The organism is Aeromonas sp. 62-46 (assembly GCF_001898585.1).
Lineage (GTDB): Bacteria > Pseudomonadota > Gammaproteobacteria > Enterobacterales > Aeromonadaceae > Aeromonas > Aeromonas caviae.
This window is the reverse complement of sequence record NZ_MKUI01000014.1, coordinates 18524-34742: the sequence shown is the minus strand read 5'-3', so window position 1 is coordinate 34742 and position 16219 is coordinate 18524. Positions and strand designations below refer to the sequence as shown.

Here is a 16219-nt window from a genome sequence, read left to right as displayed (position 1 = left end):
CGGCAGATGTGGCAGGTAGAGAGAGACACCCCTAGCGGACAGCGAGGTGGATGGCGCGGGCCAGGGCGCGGTAGTGTGCAGGGGCCAGGGCATCGGAGAAGAGCCAGAGCTGCCCCTCGGAGCCCTCCACCGTCTTCAGCCGCAACCAGAGCACCCCGGGCAGGATGCGGCTGCGGGGATCCAGCCGATGGCGCCCCCCTTGCCACTCGAGCCACTCCCCGTCCCAGACGAGCACGCCGCTCGTCGCCGGATGGCGGCGCAACGCGCGCCACAGACTCAGCCCCCAGACAGGGAGGAACAGCCCCCATTGCCAGCCCTGGATCAGGCTGGCGACGGGCAAGAGCAGCAACAGAAACAGGATGCACAGCAGCAGACGCTGCTGGCGGGAGGCGATCACGGGCATCACTACCCGCTGGGGAGACGCGAGGCTGGCCATGAGGGGTGGCGGTCGCGAGTCGGACTCAGCGCAGGCTGTCGTGGCGGGCCTGGTTGCGCTCGAGGATCAGGGGGATCATGGCGGCAAAAGCGGGATCCTCAGGCACGCCGTGACCCATGCACCAGCGGAACAGCTCGGGATCCTCGCACTCCAGCAGGCGGATGAAGGTGAGCTGTTCGGCCTCGCCGAGGCCATCGAACTCGTGCTCAAAGAAGGGCATAAAGATCACATCCAGCTCGAGCATGCCGCGACGGCAGGCCCACTTCAGGCGGGACTTCTCACTTGGGTTCAACATGGAACTCTCCTTACAAAGACCGGGGAATGGTAGCAGCAGGATTTTCCGGCTGACAAACATTCCTTACGTCTTTACCATGCAGGTCACATACTTTCTGTCTCTGGAATCCCATCGTGAGCCTGCCGACCCCTCTTCTTCCTGCCGAGCCGACCCTGTTTTCCCTGACCAATCTGGCCATCACCCGCCTCGGCGGCCCGGATCGCGCCAAGTATCTGCAAGGTCAGGTCACCTGCGACGTCAACGCCCTGCAACCGGGCCAGAGCACCCTCGGCGGCCACTGCGATCCCAAGGGCAAGCTGTGGAGCGATTTTCGCCTGCTCTGCCTGGAAGACAGCCTGCTGATGCTGACCAAGCCCTCGGTGCTGGCCCGCCAGCTGCCGGAGCTCAAGAAGTTTGCGATCTTTGCCAAGGTCGAGATCGGCGAGTTTCAGGGCAGCCTGACCGGACTGGCCGGTCAGGGGACGGACGACTGGATGGCACAGCACTTCGCGCTGACCGGCACCGGTCTGGTGGAGGGCGGCATGGCAGTCAGGGTGGAGGCGGACCGCTGGCTGCTGGCGAGCACATCCCCGCTGGCCCTGAACCTGCCGGTGGGCGACGAAGGACTCTGGTGGGGGCTGGAAATCAAAGCCGGTCTCCCTCATCTGGAAGCCGTCCATCAGGGGGAATACATCCCCCAGATGCTGAACCTGCAAGCCCTTGATGGCATCAGCTTCAACAAGGGCTGCTACATGGGGCAGGAGACGGTGGCGCGCGCCAAGTATCGCGGCGCCAACAACCGCGCCCTCTTCGTGCTGAGCGGCACGGCCGCAATGCAGGTGGCCAGCGGTGACACCCTGGAGATCCAGCTCGGTGACAACTGGCGCCGCAGCGGTCTGGTGCTCAATGCCTGGCAGCAGCAGGGTCAGGTGTGGCTCACCGCCGTGCTGCCCAAGGACACCGAGGCCGACGCCCGCTTCCGCCTCAAGCTGGAAGAGGGCTCCAGCCTCAGTCTGCAACCCCTGCCCTATGCGTTGATCGACTGAATCCCCCTAGCGAGGCACCCGCGCCAGCAGTGCCTCCTGCAACCAGCGCCCCGCCTGCCCGAGCGGGCGGGCGCGATACCACTGCAACTCCAGCGCCAGTTCCGCCTCGGCGATGAAGTCCGGCTTGAGCACCACCAGCTCCCCCCGCGCCAGGGGCCGGTGCAGCAGAAACTCGGGCACCGCCGCCCATCCCAGCCCCAGTTTCACCAGCTCCAGGATCCCGAGATCCCCCTCCACCCACCACACTTGCGCCGAGAGGCGGAAGCGATGGCGCTCCGTCCCCTCCCGCCGTCCGGTCACCATCAACTGGCGAGCCCCTTGAAGGTCGCTCTCCTTCAACGGCGTCTTGTGGGCCAGGGGGTGATCCGGAGAGACCACCAGGGGCATGGTGACCGTCCCCAGGGAGCGGGAGACCAGCTCCCGCTCGGGGTGCGCCTTCTGATAGCTGATGCCGAGCTGGGCACGGCCGCTCTTGAGCAGCTCGGTCACGTCCTCCATCAGCGGGAACAACAGCTCCAGCTCCACCGCCGGGTAACGGCTGGCGAACTCCTCCAGCAGGGAACCAAGCCAGGGCAGGTGGGAGTCATCGTCGATGGCCAGGGTGAGGCGCGACTCGACGCCGTTGGCCAGCTCGCCGGCGATGGCCTGCAGTCGCTCGCTCTGGGCCAGCAGCACCCCCGCCTCCTGACAGATGCGGGCACCCGCCTCGGTCAGCACGGGATAGCGGCCGCTGCGATCGAACAGCGCAAGGCCGAGATCGATCTCCAGATTGGCGATGGCGGCACTCACCACCGACTGGGCCTTGCCCAGCCTGCGCGCCGCCGCCGAAAACGACCCGGTCTCGGCCGTCGCCAGCAATGCCTTGAAGTGTTCCAGTGAAGGGGTCATGAGCCAGCTCCGCCGTGCTGTTGTGTCGTCACATCTATCTATTTTAGCGATAGATACCAACGTGAATCTATCCGGTTTTGGCGATACATTGCCGCCATTCCCTGACCAAAGAGAGAGACAGACCATGCGTACGACCCGTGACCGCCTGCGCCACGCCATCGGCTTCGAATTGATTGGCCTGCTGATCGCCGCCCCGCTGGCCAGCTGGGTGACCGGCGTCGGGCTCAACCACATGGGCCCCCTGGCCCTGTTCTTCTCGGTGGTCGCCACCGTCTGGAACTATGTCTACAACATCGGGGTGGACAAGCTGCTGCTGCGCTATCAGGGCCACACCCACAAGGCGCTGTGGCAGCGTGTGCTGCACACCCTGGGGTTCGAGGGGGGCCTGCTGATCGTGGCCCTGCCGGTGATGTCCTGGTGGCTCGACATCGGCCTGCTGGAGGCGCTGGTGCTGGATATGGGCTTCGTGCTCTTCTACCTGGTCTATGCCTTCGTCTACAACTGGAGCTACGACAAGGTGTTCCCCATTCCCATGGGACAGGTGCAGAAGGCGCTGGGATAAGCGATTCGAGGGGTAAGGGCGAGGCACCATCATGCGATGGCATGATGGTGCTGAAGAGGGCCTCGCGGGGTCAGGCCTGGGCCGTGACCTCTTCCGGCGGGGTGTCGTCCTGCCTGGTTTCCTGGCGCATCATGGCTTCGAGGTCGCTCTGGTACTGGTTCAGCATGCGCTGGGCCGCCACCATGTCCCCCTTGTGCAGGCGTTCGAACAGATGATGCTGCACCACGCCGTTGAGGTACTCCACCGTGATGGGTTGCTCCAACGCCGACAACAGCTCCTCTTTTTCCAGCTCCGCATTGATCTCGTCGACACTGGTACGCAGCAGACCGGCCAGTTGCACCAGCATGCGGCGCTCCCCTTCACGCAACAGGCTCAACATGCGGTTTCTCTGCTGCTCATTCTGTTGGGTCATACATTTCCTTACGTAGAATTGGAACAAGCCCGCTCATTCTGCCCTGTCCTTTTCACAGCGTCCATCTCGGGCGCATGACTTATTCCGGGTGCGGGGGGCCGGGTGCTATTTGCCCCCCGGCCCGGTATAGTAACGGCTGATCCAGGGGGCCCGTGCGCCCCGTTGCCGAGACCGTCCATCCCTATGACCGACGCCATTCTGGTGCTCTGCACCTGCCCCGACGAGACCAGTGCAGACCGCCTCTGCGAGCAGCTGCTCGACCAGCGCCTCGCCGCCTGCATCAACCAGCTGCCCGGGGTCACCTCCGTCTATCGCTGGCAGGGCAAGACGGAACGAACCCGGGAGATCCAGCTCGTCATCAAGAGTCGGGCCGCTCTGTTCGAACCCCTGCGCCAGTGCATTCTCGCCCACCATCCCTACGAGGTACCGGAGATCCTGGCGCTCCCGGCAAGCCAGGGCCACCCTGCCTATCTCGACTGGTTGACACAGGAGACCTCATGACCGCCTCTCGCCCCCTCTCCTTCCTGCTGATGCTGCTGGGCCTGCTCTGCGTCCTGACGACGGCCCCCGCCCGGGCCAGCAGCCAGGATCTGCTCGGCAGCCTCGGCATCGAGACCCAGCCCAGATTCCTCAAGGTGGATCAGGCCTTCGCCCTCGAGAGCGAACAACAGGGTGATCGGCTGCTGCTCCGGATACGCATCGCTGACGGCTACTACCTCTATCGCCACAGCATCCGTGTGAAGGGAGAGAACCTCGCCTTCGACGAGCCCGTCCTGCCCCCCGGCACCGAGCACGAGGATGACTTCTTCGGCAAGAGCCGGGTCTATTACCAGGAGGTGCAGATCCCCGTGGCGCTGACCCGGGTCGGGGACGCGGCCAGCCTCACTCTGAGTTACCAGGGCTGTACCGAGGGACTCTGCTACCCACCGACCGACAAGCGGATCGCCGTCGAGCCCCTCGCCGCCCCCGCCCAGGCGGAAGCGGCGGCCAGCCTTCAGGGCACCGACGGGCCGGGCAGCCAGCAGGACAGGCTGGCGGCCGCCCTCGGCAGCCAGGGGTTCTGGATCAGCGTCGCCGCCTTCTTCGCCCTGGGTCTCGGCCTCGCCTTCACCCCCTGCGTCTTCCCCATGTATCCCATCCTGACCGGGATCATCGCCGGGGCCGGGCATCGCCTCTCCACCCGTCGCGCCTTCCTGCTCTCCTTCGTCTATGTGCAGGGGATGGCGGTCACCTATACCCTGCTCGGGCTCGTCGTCGCCTCGGCGGGCCTGCAATTCCAGGCGGCCCTTCAGCACCCCTATGTGCTCATCGGCCTCTCGGTGATGTTCGTGCTGCTCGCCCTCTCCATGTTCGGGCTCTACACCCTGCAACTGCCGAGCAGCCTGCAAACCCGTCTCTCGGGCTTCTCCAACCGCCAGCAGGGCGGATCCGTGGCCGGCGTCGCCATCATGGGCATGATCTCGGGACTGGTCTGCTCTCCCTGCACCACGGCGCCGCTCTCCGGGGCCCTCATCTACGTGGCCCAGAGTGGCGACCTCTGGCTCGGCGGTGCGGCCCTCTATGCCCTCTCCCTGGGCATGGGGCTGCCGCTGCTCTTGCTCGGCACCTCTGGCGGCAAGCTGCTGCCCAGGGCCGGCGCCTGGATGGATGTGATCAAGCAACTCTTCGGTTTTGCGCTGCTGGCGGTGCCCATCCTGCTGCTCTCAAGGCTCCTGAGCGATCAGGTGGCCACCCTGCTCTGGCTCGGCTGGGGGCTGGTGCTGTGCGGTTATCTCTATCACCACAACCAGCATCGCGCCCATTCGGTGGGCAAGAGCCTTGGCGGCTTCGTCCTGCTGCTGGCGATGATGGGTCTGGTGGTGGTGGGCAAGGATCTGCTGCTGCCACCCGAGGGGGCCAATGCCGCCGCCCAGACCCAGGCCCCCCGATTCATCCGCATCAAGACCCTGGACGATCTTAAGGTGCAGCTCGCCGCCGCCCGCGGCAAGCCGGTGCTGCTGGATCTCTACGCCGACTGGTGCGTGGCCTGCAAGGAGTTCGAGCACAAGACCTTCAGCGACCCCGATGTACAGGCGCGCTTCAGCGAGATGGTGCTGCTGCAGGCGGACGTCACCGCCAACGACGACGCCGACGTGGATCTGCTCAACGGCCTCAACGTGCTGGGATTGCCGACCCTCATCTTCTTCGATCGCGATGGCAACGAGGTGAACGGCCAGCGGGTGACCGGCTTCATGGGGCCTGTCGAATTTCTCGGCCAGCTGGACAAGCTGCGCTGATACCGGGTGGCCCGTGCAACCGTGTGGGCCCCCGGTTTGACCGCCATTTTTCTGGCAATCCCTTGTATATGACCGACGCCGTGGCAATATTTGCGCTTTCCCGTCTCGTTCGTCCGGAGTTTTGATGAAAAAGTGGTTCATCCCCCTGCTGGCCCTCTGGCTTTATGGCTGCAACGCAGGTCCTGGTGAAGAGACCATCCAAAGCCAGGTGACCGCCAGGTTGCAGGCGGGCACAGATGCTGACCTGTTCGACATCCGCGACTTCGCCGTGCTCGGCAAGGAGGAGCGGATGGAGGGGGTCTATCTGGTCAAGGTGAGCTATCAGCTCCACTTCAAGCAGGGACTGGATCAGTTGCAGGTGCTGCACGACGAGGATCTCGTCTATGACAGGGTCGGCCCCTTCCAGCAGGAGATGGGACTGATGGAGCTCGAGCGCAAATATGGCGACTTCGAGGCAGGCCAGGCCCTGGCGCAGGAGACCCAGGTCTGGATGATGAAGACGGAGCAGGGCTGGCGCCTGGCCGAGCCAGACGCGACGCAGCAGGGATAATCCCGAACCCCGCCCTCCCCCTAGAGCAGATCCTTCAGCCGATACCAGAGCATCCCGAGCGCCAGCAATGGAGAGCGCAGCGCCGGGCCACCCGGGAAGGTCATGTGAGGCACGCTGCTGAAGAGATCGAAGCCCCGGCTCTCCCCCTTGATCGCCTCCGCCACCAGCTTGCCCGCCATGTGGGTGGCATTGAGGCCATGGCCCGAATAGGCCTGGGCATAGAAGACGTTGGGATGCTGCTCGAGGCGGCCTATCTGGGGCAGCCGGTTGGCGCCTATGCCTATCATGCCCCCCCACTGGAACTCGATGGCGGTACCCGCGAGCTCGGGGAAAACCCGCAGCAGCTTGGGCAGCATAAACGCCTTGATGTCCTTGGGATCGCGCCCCGAGTAGTTGCAGGCCCCGCCGAACAGCAGGCGACCGTCCGCCGACAGCCGATAGTAGTCGAGCGCAACATTCTGATCGCACACCGCCATGTTCTGTGGCAGCAAGCGCTGGCGCAGGCGCTTCTCCAGCACCTGGGTGGCGAGAATGTAGGAGCCCGCTGGCAGCACCTTGCCCCCGAGATCGGGCTGGAGGTCGCCCAGGTAAGCGTTGCAGCCGATCACCAGGTAGTCCGCGCTGACCCGGCCGTGGGCCGTGGTCACCTCGACCCGCTCGCCGTATTCGATGTGGGTCACCCTTGAGTGTTCGAACAGGGAGACCCCGAGACTGGCTGCCGCACGCGCTTCGCCGAGGGCCAGGTTGAGAGGATGCAGGTGACCGGAGCCCATGTCGATCATCCCGCCGATATAGCGATCCGATCCGACCACGGTGTGCATCTCCTCCCGCGCCACCATTTTCAGTGCGTGCCGATAACCCAGGCTCGCCAGGTGCTCGGCATCCTCCTCGAACCCCTTCAGGTGGCGCGCCTTGGTGGCGAGATCGCAATAGCCCCAGGTGAGATCGCACTCGATATTGAAACGCTCGACCCGCTCGCGCACCAGTTGCACCGCTTCGATCCCCATGAGATCCAGCTCCCGCACGCCCGCCTCGCCAATCCAGCGGGCAAACTGGCTGGTGTCGTGGCCGATGCCGCGGATCAGCTGGCCGCCGTTGCGCCCCGACGCTCCCCAGCCGATGCGGTTGGCCTCCAGCAACACCACCTTGTAACCGGCATCGGCCAGGTTGATGGCGGTGTTGAGGCCGGTGAAACCGCCACCGATGACGCAGACGTCCGCATCCAGCTCACCACTGAGCTCGGGCCACTGCCGATGGTCGTTGCGAGTGGCCGCGTAATAGGAGGCCGTGTGTTCCTGATGTCCCTGTCTTCCTGTCTGCATGCTCAGCATCCTGCCTGGTTGCATTCGTTTACTAAATTAAACGGGTGTCATCGATAATACCCAGCCCCCCATCCCCAATCCAGCCCGTCAGGATCACAGAAATGCAAAAGGCGCCCCGAAGGGCGCCTTTTCATGCAATCAAGGTGCTGCGAATTACAGTACGTCGATGGCATTCAGGTCGGAGAAGGCCTTCTCCAGACGCGCGATCATGGAAGTCTGACCGGCACGCAGCCATACGCGCGGATCGTAGAACTTCTTGTTCGGCTTGTCGGCACCTTCCGGGTTGCCCAGCTGGCCTTGCAGGTAGGCTTCGTTGGACTTGTAGAAGTTCAGCACGCCTTCCCAGGTCGCCCACTGGGTGTCGGTGTCGATGTTCATCTTCACCACGCCGTAGGAGATGGATTCGCGGATCTCTTCCAGGGTAGAGCCGGAGCCACCGTGGAACACGAAGTCCAGGGACTTGGCAGGCAGACCGAACTTCTCGGAGACGTACTTCTGGGAGTTGTCCAGGATCTTCGGAGTCAGCTTGACGTTACCCGGCTTGTACACACCGTGCACGTTGCCGAAGGAGGCAGCGATGGTGAAGCGCGGGCTGATCTTGGACAGACGCTCGTAGGCGTAGGCCACGTCTTCCGGCTGGGTGTACAGGGAGGATTGGTCCAGGTGGCTGTTGTCCACGCCGTCTTCTTCACCGCCGGTGCAGCCCAGTTCCAGCTCCAGAGTCATGTTCATCTTGGCCATGCGGGTCAGGTACTCGCAGCAGATGTCGATGTTCTCTTCCAGAGACTCTTCGGACAGATCCAGCATGTGGGAGGAGAACAGCGGCTTGCCGGTTTCGGCAAAGTGCTTCTCGCCCGCGTCCAGCAGACCATCGATCCACGGCAGCAGCTTCTTGGCGGCGTGGTCGGTGTGCAGGATCACCGGTACACCGTAGGCTTCGGCAACGGCGTGCACGTGCTTGGCACCGGAGATGGCACCCAGGATGGCAGCTTGCTGGCCTTCCAGCTTCAGACCCTTGCCGGCGGTGAACACGGCACCACCGTTGGAGAACTGTACGATAACCGGGGCTTTGACCTTGGCAGCAGCTTCCAGCACGGCGTTCACGGAGTCGGTACCGACGCAGTTGACGGCCGGCAGAGCGAAGCCGTTTTCCTTGGCGATGGCGAACACTTTCTGAACGTCATCACCAGTGATCACGCCGGGTTTTACGAAGTCGAAAATTTTCTTAGACATGTTTAATCGTCCTGTCTCGTATGCCGTTAATAAAAAGTGGGGGGTTCATCATGAACCGGCACAGCGGCCACATGATAAACGAAACGGGAGGCTTTTGCCCCCCGTCCCGGGTCAATTAGGCTTTGGCGCGCTCTTCGAGAATCGCGACAGCCGGCAGTACCTTGCCTTCTACGAACTCCAGGAAGGCGCCGCCGCCGGTGGAGATGTAGGAGACCTTGTCGGCGATGCCGAACTTGTCGATGGCAGCCAGGGTGTCACCACCGCCAGCGATGGAGAAGGCCGGGGAAGCGGCGATGGCTTCGGCGATCACCTTGGTGCCTTCAGCGAACTGGTCGAACTCGAACACGCCGACCGGGCCGTTCCACAGGATGGTCTTGGCGTTCATGATGATGTCGGCCAGGGCCTTGGCGGAATCCGGACCGATGTCGAAGATCATGTCGCCGTCAGTCACGTCGGACACGGACTTGATGGTGGCCGGGGTGGATTCGGAGAATTCGCTACCCACAACCACGTCGGTGGTCACCGGAATGTTGGTTTCGGCAGCCAGTTTCTTGGCGGTGTCGATCAGATCGTGCTCGCACAGGGACTTGCCGACGTTGTGACCGGCAGCAGCGATGAAGGTGTTGGCGATGCCACCACCGACCACCAGCTGGTCAGCGATCTTGGAGAGGGATTCCAGCACGGTCAGCTTGGTGGAGACCTTGGAGCCGCCCACGATGGCAACCATGGGGCGCTCGGGCTTGAGCATGGCTTTGCCCAGGGCTTCCAGTTCACCGGCCAGCAGGGGGCCTGCACAGGCAACCGGCGCGAACTGGGCCACACCGTAGGTAGAACCTTCGGCGCGGTGAGCAGTACCGAACGCATCCATTACAAAGACGTCACACAGGGCGGCGTATTTTTTGGCCAGATCGATGGTGTTCTTCTTCTCGCCTTTGTTGAAGCGGCAGTTTTCCAGCACAACCAGCTCACCGGCGGCGACGTCTACGCCATCCAGGTAGTCTTTGGCCAGACGAACCGGGCAGGACAGTGCGTCTTTCAGATAGTTGACAACCGGAGCCAGGGAGAATTCTTCGTTGTATTCACCCTCGGTCGGACGACCCAGGTGGGAGGTGATCATCAGCTTGGCGCCCTTTTCCAGAGCCAGCTTGATGGTCGGCAGAGTCGCAACGATACGTGCATCGGAAGTGACCTTGCCGTCTTTTACCGGCACGTTCAGGTCAGCACGGATCAGAACGCGTTTGCCCGCCAGATCCAGGTCGGTCATCTTGATAACAGACATATTCAGTCCTCTATATATTTTCAGGTAATGTTAAAAAAACAGTAACCTTGCGCCCGGTGCAGACTTTCAGCCTGCGGCCATCATGGCCCGGGTGGTATCCAGCATGCGGTTGGCGAAGCCCCATTCGTTATCGCACCACATCAACATCTTGACGAGGTTGGCATCGCTGACCCGAGTCTGGGTACCATCAATGATGCAGGAGTGTGCATCATGATTAAAGTCTACGGAGACCAGTGGCTCTTCCGTGTAGTCCAGAATACCGTGTAATGTACCTCTGGATGCCCGTTGCAGGGCTTGATTTACGTCACTAACTGTCACTTTTTTACGAACAGTAATGCTCAGATCCATGGCGGTTACATTGATGGTGGGTACCCGCACCGCGATCGCCTCGAACTTGCCGGCGAAGTGGGGAAGGATACGTTCCAACCCCTTTGCCAGCTTGGTGTCCACCGGGATGATGGACTGGCTGGCTGCCCGGGTTCTGCGCAAGTCGCCGTGATAGGCATCGATGACTTGCTGATCGTGCATGGCCGAATGAATTGTCGTAATAGTACCACAATTTATCTCGAATTCTCGATGCAATGTTTCGATGACGGGGACCACGCAGTTGGTGGTGCAGGAGGCGTTGGAGACGATCCGCTCCCGCCCGGTCAGCACCTGGTGGTTGACCCCGTAGACGATGGTGGCGTCCACATCCGCGTCCGCCGGATGGGAGAAGAGCACCTTGCCCGCTCCCGCCCCCAGATGCAGCTCGGCATCGGCCCGGGAGCCAAACACCCCGGTGCAGTCCAGCACCACGTCCACCCCCAGCGCCCGCCACGGCAAGTTCGACGGATCCCGCTCGGCAAACAGGGCGATGAGATCCTCCCCCACCTGCATGCTGTTGCCCGCCAGCTGCACCGGATAGCGGAAGCGGCCGTGGCTGGTGTCGAAGCGGGTCAGGTGCACCATGGCCTCGGGGGCCGCCAGCTCGTTGATGGCCACTATCTTGATGGTCTTGTCGCGGCCGCTCTCGTAGAGGGCCCGCAGCACGTTGCGGCCGATGCGGCCATAGCCGTTGATGGCAATCTTGATCATGGAAACGTTGTGTCCTTAGCTGCGACAAAGGGATGGGAGGAAGGGGCGACTCACGAGAGCAGTGCCTCGCGAAAGACGCCGCGGGCCAGCAGTGCGGCACCGAATACCCCGGCGCTGTCCCCCAGGGCCGGCGCTATCATGGGGGTGGCGAAACGGGGGTTGAACAGGAAGGGCAATACCGTTTCGCGCCCGGCGCGATAGAGGCTCTGCACATTGCCCACGCCGCCACCGATGACGATGACGTCCGGATCGAGAATATTGATCACGTTGGCGAGGGCCTGGCCGAACAGCAGGTGCAACCTGTCCATGGTGAGCCTGGCGACATGATCATGGGCACTGGCCGCAGCAATCTGGGCGAGCGAGAGACGGCGTTTGGTCCTGGCCTCGTACCAGGCCTCCAGCGCCGGGCCGCTGATGAGGGTTTCGACGCAGCCGCGCTTGCCGCAGTAGCACTCTGGCCCCTCCGGAAACAGGACGTTGTGCCCCCACTCCCCGGCGATGCCGTGGTGACCGTTGAGGATCTGGCCGTTGATGACGATGCCGGCCCCGACCCCGGTGCCCATGATGATGCCAAACACCACTTTTGCATCGGGATGCTGCTGGCGCACCGCCCCCAGATGGGTTTCCGCCAGGGCAAAACAGTTGGCGTCGTTGGCGATGAGCACGGGGACGCCCAGCCTGCGCTCCAGATCTTCCTTGAGCGGCTTGCCGTTGAACTCGGTGGTGTTGCTGTTTTTCAGCAGCCCGGTCTGGGGGTCCCGGGCCCCCGGCGTCCCCATGCCGATGAGTGCAGGACGCTGACCGAGTTTGGCGGCACACTCGTCCACCAGTTTGGCGATCTGGCCCAGCATGTGCTGGTAGCCGCCGTGCCGTTCAGTGGGAATGCGGTGGCGCAGCAACACCTCGTCGCCATCGAGCACCACGCACTCGCACTTGGTCCCGCCAAGGTCGATGCCCCAATCCCACGCCCGCTTCTCCATCCAGCCTCCTGCCCCTCAACGACCCCATCCCGGCCACGACGGCCAACATGGGGGTGCAGTGTAACCCGAGCCGCGACCAGGATGCAGCCCCCTGTGTCACGGACAGCAAAACGGGGCCCGCAGGCCCCGTTCATCACGCTGTATGCCGCCCTCAGCGACCGTGGTATCGGGCGGAGAGCTCATGCACCGCGTTGACGAACACGCCGGCATGTTCCGGGTCCACATCCTGATGGATGCCGTGCCCCAGGTTGAAGACATGACCGTTGCCATGACCGAAACCGGCCAGAATGGTGGCGACCTCTTCACGGATGCGAGCCGGGCTGGCGTAGAGCATGGAGGGATCCATGTTGCCCTGCAGCGCCACCTTGTCGCCCACCCGGCGTTTGGCGTCCGCGATGTCGGTGGTCCAGTCCAGCCCCAGGGCATCACAGCCGGTGGCGGCGATCTGTTCGAGCCACTGGCCGCCGTTCTTGGTGAACAGGGTGACCGGCACACGGCGGCCCTCATGTTCACGGATCAGGCCATCGACGATCTTGTGCATGTACTGCAGGGAAAAGTCGCGGTAATCCCGCGGGGTGAGCACGCCGCCCCAGGTATCGAACACCATGACCGCCTGGGCACCCGCCCTGATCTGGGCGTTGAGATAGCTAATCACGCTGTCCGCCAGCTTGTCGAGCAGCAGGTGCAGGGTCTGCGGATCTGCATACATCATCTGCTTGATCTTGGTGAACGCCTTGGAGCTGCCCCCCTCCACCATGTAGGTGGCCAGGGTCCAGGGGCTGCCGGAGAAGCCGATGAGCGGCACGTCGCCCTTGAGCTCGCGGCGGATGGTGCGCACCGCATTCATCACGTAGCCGAGCTCGTCTTCCGGATCCGGGATGGGCAGGGCCTGCACGTCGGCCATGGAGGTGATCGGGCGCTCGAAGCGCGGGCCTTCCCCGTGTTCGAAGTAGAGGCCCAGCCCCATGGCATCGGGCACGGTCAGGATGTCGGAGAAGAGGATGGCGGCATCGAGTGGATAGCGGCGCAGGGGCTGCAAGGTGACTTCACAGGCCAGCTCGGCGTTGCGACACAGGGACATGAAATCCCCCGCAACGGCGCGGGTCGCCTTGTATTCCGGCAGATAACGGCCAGCCTGACGCATCATCCATACCGGGGTCATGTCCACTTCCTGGCGCAGCAGGGCACGCAGGTATCGATCGTTCTTCAGCTCTTTCATCCCAGTTCCTGAGTCATGTCACGCATAAAATGGCGGACATGATACCACTTTGTGCAAGGCTGAGGGCGCCCCTGACGCCGCACATCGCCGCAGGAGTGCAAAGATGTGAGGGGGCGCATACAAGCGCCCCCGTTTTCCCTCAACGCGCCTCGGCGAGGCACTGTTCGATGAGCCGGCGCGCTATGGTGCCATGAGGGGGCAAGCGCGGCAGCCGGTCAGCCTCAAAGAACCCTGCCGCCACCAGTTCGTCATCCTGCACCTTGATCTCGCCGTTCTCGTAGTCGGCGGTGAAGCCCATCATCAGGCTGTGGGGGAAGGGCCAGGGCTGGCTCGCCACGTAACGCACATTGGTCACCCGGATGCCGCTCTCCTCGAACACCTCCCGCACCACACATTGCTCCAGATTCTCCCCTGCCTCCACGAAGCCGGCCAGCACGGTATACATGGGATCATCCGCCTGATAGTGACGGCGGTGGGCTGCCAGCAAGATAGCCGGCCCCTTGCGCACCGCGACGATGATGCAGGGGGAGATGCGCGGATAGACGACATGGCCGTGATGACACCCCTGGGCCCACTCTCCTTCCCTCGGGGTCATGGGGGCGCCGCACTCACCGCAGAAACGATGGGTACGGCGAAAGGTGGCGAGCTGCCAGGCCCGTCCTGCGAGGCGAAAGCCCTCTTCGTCCCCCGCCACCATGAGCTGGCGCAGCGGGGCCATGGCCCCGGTCTCCGCCTCCGCGCCCAGATCCAGCAGATGGCAAGGCAGGCCGTCCCACTCGTCGAAGCGCTCGAAGGGGGCGGTGTGCAGATGGGTGGGCAAAACGGCGCGGGGCCCTTGTGGAATGCGCCCCTGTTCATCCAGCAGGACGAGGTGATCGCCCCCCAGCACGAACCAGAAGGCCTGTTCAGTTGATGACATATGATGAAGGCTCTTGTTGAGAATGCGCGCGGCACAGGATCGTTCGCCTCATCTTACGAGCGGGAAGGGCCGATGGCGACCCCCGACATGGCCCTCTTCTCGCCAGACACACCATGAAAAAAGGCCGCCTCTGGCGACCTTTCATCCTGTTGACCACCCGGGCGATCAGTTCATCCAGCGCTCGCTGCTCTTGCGACGGCGCGGGAGCATGGGCAGGAGGATCCCGAGCAGGATGCCGCCCCCCACCATGGCACCACCGCGGATGAACCAGTCCATCTGCATGTCGTGCTCACGGTTGTCATAGCTCTGGGTCAGGGCGTCGTTCTGTTCCTTGAGGCTGCTCATCTCGGCGCTCTGGCTGTCCAGACGGGCTTTGAGGCTGGCGATCTCCTTGCTCTGCTCGGCGATCTTGCCATCCTTCTCGGCGAAGCGTTTCTCGTTGTCGCCATTGAGGTTCAGCAGACGGGCCTTGGCTTCGTCCAGCTCTTTCTGAACCTGGGGAAGGCGTTCACGCAGGCTGATCTCCCCCTGCAGCTCGCTGTTCTTGATCCAGCCCTCGCGGCCACGACCGTCCACCACCTGGGTGAATCCGGCCTCCTGGTTCACCGCCTTGACCTCCAGCGGCTCACCGGCCTTGACGCTGCCGAGGATCCGGTACTGGGTACCCGGACCGTTGTGGATATAGGTAAAGATGTTGTCTGAAACATAGCGGGTATCGGCCAGTGCCTGTTGGGCACACAAGCAGATCAGGATCCCGAGAAGGGCGCGCATGGTCGATCGATTCTCTTCGTTGGATTAGGTTGCAGGCCGAATGTTAAGCCGCCTGCGGGTCAAAGGACAAGCAAAGAAAAGCGCCATCTCCCCGAGTGAGAGCTGTCTCGCAGCGCCGCCGGTTTGCCACGCGACCATTCCAGACGTCGCACCTACTTCTGTTTCAGCGCCTGCACCTCGGCGCGCAGGGCCTTGAGCTCTTTGAGCAGTTGCGCCTGCTGCTCGCTCTGCTGGCGTCGCCACACCGCGGTGTCATCGTTGGTCTTGCCGGGATGGACGAACAGGCTGGCCATGAAGCCGCTGAGGGCGCCAAACAACCCCACTCCAAAGAGGATCAGCAGGCTGGCGACGAAGCGCCCCTCCTCCGTCTTGGGCACCAGATCCCCGTACCCCACGGTAGAGAGGGTCACCAGCGTCCACCAGAAGGCATCGTAAGGAGTCTGGATCTGGCTGCCGGGTTGCCCCGTTTCCAGCCAGTACATGACGCCGGAGCCGACCCCCAGCAACAGGAAGAAGAGGAAGAGAATGCCGGAGAGGGTGGTTTCGTTGCGTTCACGACGGAACATGGCCAGCAGATCCGGTCTGTCCCGGAGCAACTGGTAGACCCGCCACAGCTGGATGAGCCGCGCCCAGCGCAGTTGTTCCACCATGGGCAGGCTGCCGGGCAGATAGAACCAGTTGCTCTTGAAGAAGGCCATCCTGTCGGAGGCGCGCGCCCAGCCATAGGCGAAGTGAGCGAGGAAGAAGTAGCAGATCAGACTGTCGACATCATAAAAGAGCTGTAAAGTCTGGGGGCTCAGTTCACCGTGCCCCTGCCAGCGAGCAGCCACCAGGCAAACCGAAATCACGGAGAGAAACCCCATCAGCAGATCCATGGTACGCAAATGAGTTAAGTGATGTCGCATACATTTTCCAACTTTAAGCACGGTGCAAATTAATAAAAAGGAAGATAATGCCGATAGCTATGACGGCAAA

The 16219-nt window shown here is 63.0% G+C and carries 18 protein-coding genes; 5 read left to right on the top strand and 13 right to left on the bottom strand.

Going from position 1 to position 16219, the window contains the following annotated elements:
• Positions 1-31: 31 nt before the first annotated feature.
• The gene (locus BGO64_RS04155) at positions 32-403 is read right to left on the bottom strand and encodes a protein YgfX (RefSeq protein WP_286700254.1); all 372 of its coding nucleotides are present in this window, start codon (positions 401-403) and stop codon (positions 32-34) included.
• A 58-nt stretch (positions 404-461) separates the two neighbouring features.
• On the bottom strand, positions 462-731 hold the full coding sequence (locus BGO64_RS04150; RefSeq protein ID WP_104452276.1) for an FAD assembly factor SdhE: 270 nt from the start codon (positions 729-731) through the stop codon (positions 462-464).
• Between the two features lie 113 nt (positions 732-844).
• Here BGO64_RS04150 and ygfZ point away from each other — a divergent pair, with 113 nt between their 5' ends.
• On the top strand, positions 845-1756 hold the full coding sequence (ygfZ, locus tag BGO64_RS04145; protein ID WP_286700233.1) for a tRNA-modifying protein YgfZ: 912 nt from the start codon (positions 845-847) through the stop codon (positions 1754-1756).
• 6 nt (positions 1757-1762) lie between these two features.
• Here the strand turns inward: ygfZ and BGO64_RS04140 are convergent, their stop codons facing one another.
• Positions 1763-2644, bottom strand: coding sequence for a LysR family transcriptional regulator (locus BGO64_RS04140; protein ID WP_010675650.1), 882 nt, complete (start codon positions 2642-2644; stop codon positions 1763-1765).
• 124 nt (positions 2645-2768) lie between these two features.
• Here BGO64_RS04140 and BGO64_RS04135 point away from each other — a divergent pair, with 124 nt between their 5' ends.
• The gene (locus BGO64_RS04135) at positions 2769-3206 is read left to right on the top strand and encodes a PACE efflux transporter (RefSeq protein WP_039040541.1); all 438 of its coding nucleotides are present in this window, start codon (positions 2769-2771) and stop codon (positions 3204-3206) included.
• 70 nt (positions 3207-3276) lie between these two features.
• Here the strand turns inward: BGO64_RS04135 and BGO64_RS04130 are convergent, their stop codons facing one another.
• Entirely contained in the window at positions 3277-3618 is a 342-nt protein-coding gene (locus tag BGO64_RS04130) for a hypothetical protein (protein ID WP_286700232.1), read from the bottom strand.
• Positions 3619-3801: 183 nt separating this feature from the next.
• On the opposite strand from BGO64_RS04130, the gene cutA reads away from it, so the two are divergent.
• The 3 genes from cutA to BGO64_RS04115 all read left to right on the top strand — a co-directional run bounded on the left by cutA (position 3802) and on the right by BGO64_RS04115 (position 6444).
• Positions 3802-4119, top strand: coding sequence for a divalent-cation tolerance protein CutA (gene cutA, locus BGO64_RS04125; RefSeq protein ID WP_010675653.1), 318 nt, complete (start codon positions 3802-3804; stop codon positions 4117-4119).
• On the top strand, positions 4116-5894 hold the full coding sequence (locus BGO64_RS04120) for a protein-disulfide reductase DsbD (protein ID WP_286700231.1): 1779 nt from the start codon (positions 4116-4118) through the stop codon (positions 5892-5894). Before cutA ends, BGO64_RS04120 begins: the two co-directional genes overlap by 4 nt.
• Before the next feature lie 124 nt (positions 5895-6018).
• Entirely contained in the window at positions 6019-6444 is a 426-nt protein-coding gene (locus tag BGO64_RS04115) for a hypothetical protein (RefSeq protein WP_039040544.1), read from the top strand.
• A gap of 20 nt (positions 6445-6464) precedes the next feature.
• On the opposite strand, the gene BGO64_RS04110 is transcribed toward BGO64_RS04115, so the two are convergent.
• From BGO64_RS04110 to BGO64_RS04070, 9 genes are all read right to left on the bottom strand, one after another.
• A complete protein-coding gene (locus BGO64_RS04110; protein WP_286700230.1) occupies positions 6465-7766 on the bottom strand; it encodes an NAD(P)/FAD-dependent oxidoreductase in 1302 nt (433 codons plus the stop codon).
• Between the two features lie 153 nt (positions 7767-7919).
• Positions 7920-8999, bottom strand: a complete 1080-nt coding sequence (fbaA, locus tag BGO64_RS04105; protein WP_010675658.1) for a class II fructose-bisphosphate aldolase — start codon at positions 8997-8999, stop codon at positions 7920-7922.
• Positions 9000-9114: 115 nt separating this feature from the next.
• Positions 9115-10278 (bottom strand): phosphoglycerate kinase, encoded by a 1164-nt coding sequence (locus BGO64_RS04100; protein ID WP_010675659.1) that lies wholly within the window; start codon positions 10276-10278, stop codon positions 9115-9117.
• Between the two features lie 66 nt (positions 10279-10344).
• Positions 10345-11355 (bottom strand): erythrose-4-phosphate dehydrogenase, encoded by a 1011-nt coding sequence (gene epd, locus BGO64_RS04095; RefSeq protein ID WP_041211676.1) that lies wholly within the window; start codon positions 11353-11355, stop codon positions 10345-10347.
• A 50-nt stretch (positions 11356-11405) separates the two neighbouring features.
• Entirely contained in the window at positions 11406-12335 is a 930-nt protein-coding gene (locus tag BGO64_RS04090) for an ROK family protein (RefSeq protein WP_286700229.1), read from the bottom strand.
• A 151-nt stretch (positions 12336-12486) separates the two neighbouring features.
• Positions 12487-13554 carry a uroporphyrinogen decarboxylase gene (gene hemE / locus BGO64_RS04085; RefSeq protein WP_286700228.1) on the bottom strand — a complete coding sequence of 356 codons (1068 nt, stop codon included), beginning with the start codon at positions 13552-13554 and terminating at the stop codon, positions 12487-12489.
• Between the two features lie 139 nt (positions 13555-13693).
• Positions 13694-14473: an NAD(+) diphosphatase gene (nudC, locus tag BGO64_RS04080; protein ID WP_286700227.1), complete on the bottom strand. Its 780-nt coding sequence runs from the start codon at positions 14471-14473 to the stop codon at positions 13694-13696.
• Between the two features lie 165 nt (positions 14474-14638).
• Positions 14639-15244: a TIGR04211 family SH3 domain-containing protein gene (locus BGO64_RS04075; protein ID WP_010675664.1), complete on the bottom strand. Its 606-nt coding sequence runs from the start codon at positions 15242-15244 to the stop codon at positions 14639-14641.
• A gap of 152 nt (positions 15245-15396) precedes the next feature.
• The gene (locus BGO64_RS04070) at positions 15397-16149 is read right to left on the bottom strand and encodes a potassium channel family protein (RefSeq protein ID WP_286700226.1); all 753 of its coding nucleotides are present in this window, start codon (positions 16147-16149) and stop codon (positions 15397-15399) included.
• Positions 16150-16219: the final 70 nt, after the last annotated feature.

Excerpts from the sequence above, each read along its gene's own strand:
- BGO64_RS04155 (WP_286700254.1), bottom strand. The coding sequence starts at position 403 with ATGCCCGTGATCGCCTCCCGCCAGCAGCGTCTGCTGCTGTGCATCCTG.
- BGO64_RS04150 (WP_104452276.1), bottom strand. The coding sequence starts at position 731 with ATGTTGAACCCAAGTGAGAAGTCCCGCCTGAAGTGGGCCTGCCGTCGC.
- BGO64_RS04140 (WP_010675650.1), bottom strand. The coding sequence starts at position 2,644 with ATGACCCCTTCACTGGAACACTTCAAGGCATTGCTGGCGACGGCCGAG.
- BGO64_RS04135 (WP_039040541.1), top strand. The coding sequence starts at position 2,769 with ATGCGTACGACCCGTGACCGCCTGCGCCACGCCATCGGCTTCGAATTG.
- BGO64_RS04130 (WP_286700232.1), bottom strand. The coding sequence starts at position 3,618 with ATGACCCAACAGAATGAGCAGCAGAGAAACCGCATGTTGAGCCTGTTG.
- cutA (WP_010675653.1), top strand. The coding sequence starts at position 3,802 with ATGACCGACGCCATTCTGGTGCTCTGCACCTGCCCCGACGAGACCAGT.
- BGO64_RS04120 (WP_286700231.1), top strand. The coding sequence starts at position 4,116 with ATGACCGCCTCTCGCCCCCTCTCCTTCCTGCTGATGCTGCTGGGCCTG.
- BGO64_RS04115 (WP_039040544.1), top strand. The coding sequence starts at position 6,019 with ATGAAAAAGTGGTTCATCCCCCTGCTGGCCCTCTGGCTTTATGGCTGC.
- BGO64_RS04110 (WP_286700230.1), bottom strand. The coding sequence starts at position 7,766 with ATGCAGACAGGAAGACAGGGACATCAGGAACACACGGCCTCCTATTAC.
- fbaA (WP_010675658.1), bottom strand. The coding sequence starts at position 8,999 with ATGTCTAAGAAAATTTTCGACTTCGTAAAACCCGGCGTGATCACTGGT.
- BGO64_RS04100 (WP_010675659.1), bottom strand. The coding sequence starts at position 10,278 with ATGTCTGTTATCAAGATGACCGACCTGGATCTGGCGGGCAAACGCGTT.
- epd (WP_041211676.1), bottom strand. The coding sequence starts at position 11,355 with ATGATCAAGATTGCCATCAACGGCTATGGCCGCATCGGCCGCAACGTG.
- BGO64_RS04090 (WP_286700229.1), bottom strand. The coding sequence starts at position 12,335 with ATGGAGAAGCGGGCGTGGGATTGGGGCATCGACCTTGGCGGGACCAAG.
- hemE (WP_286700228.1), bottom strand. The coding sequence starts at position 13,554 with ATGAAAGAGCTGAAGAACGATCGATACCTGCGTGCCCTGCTGCGCCAG.
- nudC (WP_286700227.1), bottom strand. The coding sequence starts at position 14,473 with ATGTCATCAACTGAACAGGCCTTCTGGTTCGTGCTGGGGGGCGATCAC.
- BGO64_RS04075 (WP_010675664.1), bottom strand. The coding sequence starts at position 15,244 with ATGCGCGCCCTTCTCGGGATCCTGATCTGCTTGTGTGCCCAACAGGCA.
- BGO64_RS04070 (WP_286700226.1), bottom strand. The coding sequence starts at position 16,149 with ATGCGACATCACTTAACTCATTTGCGTACCATGGATCTGCTGATGGGG.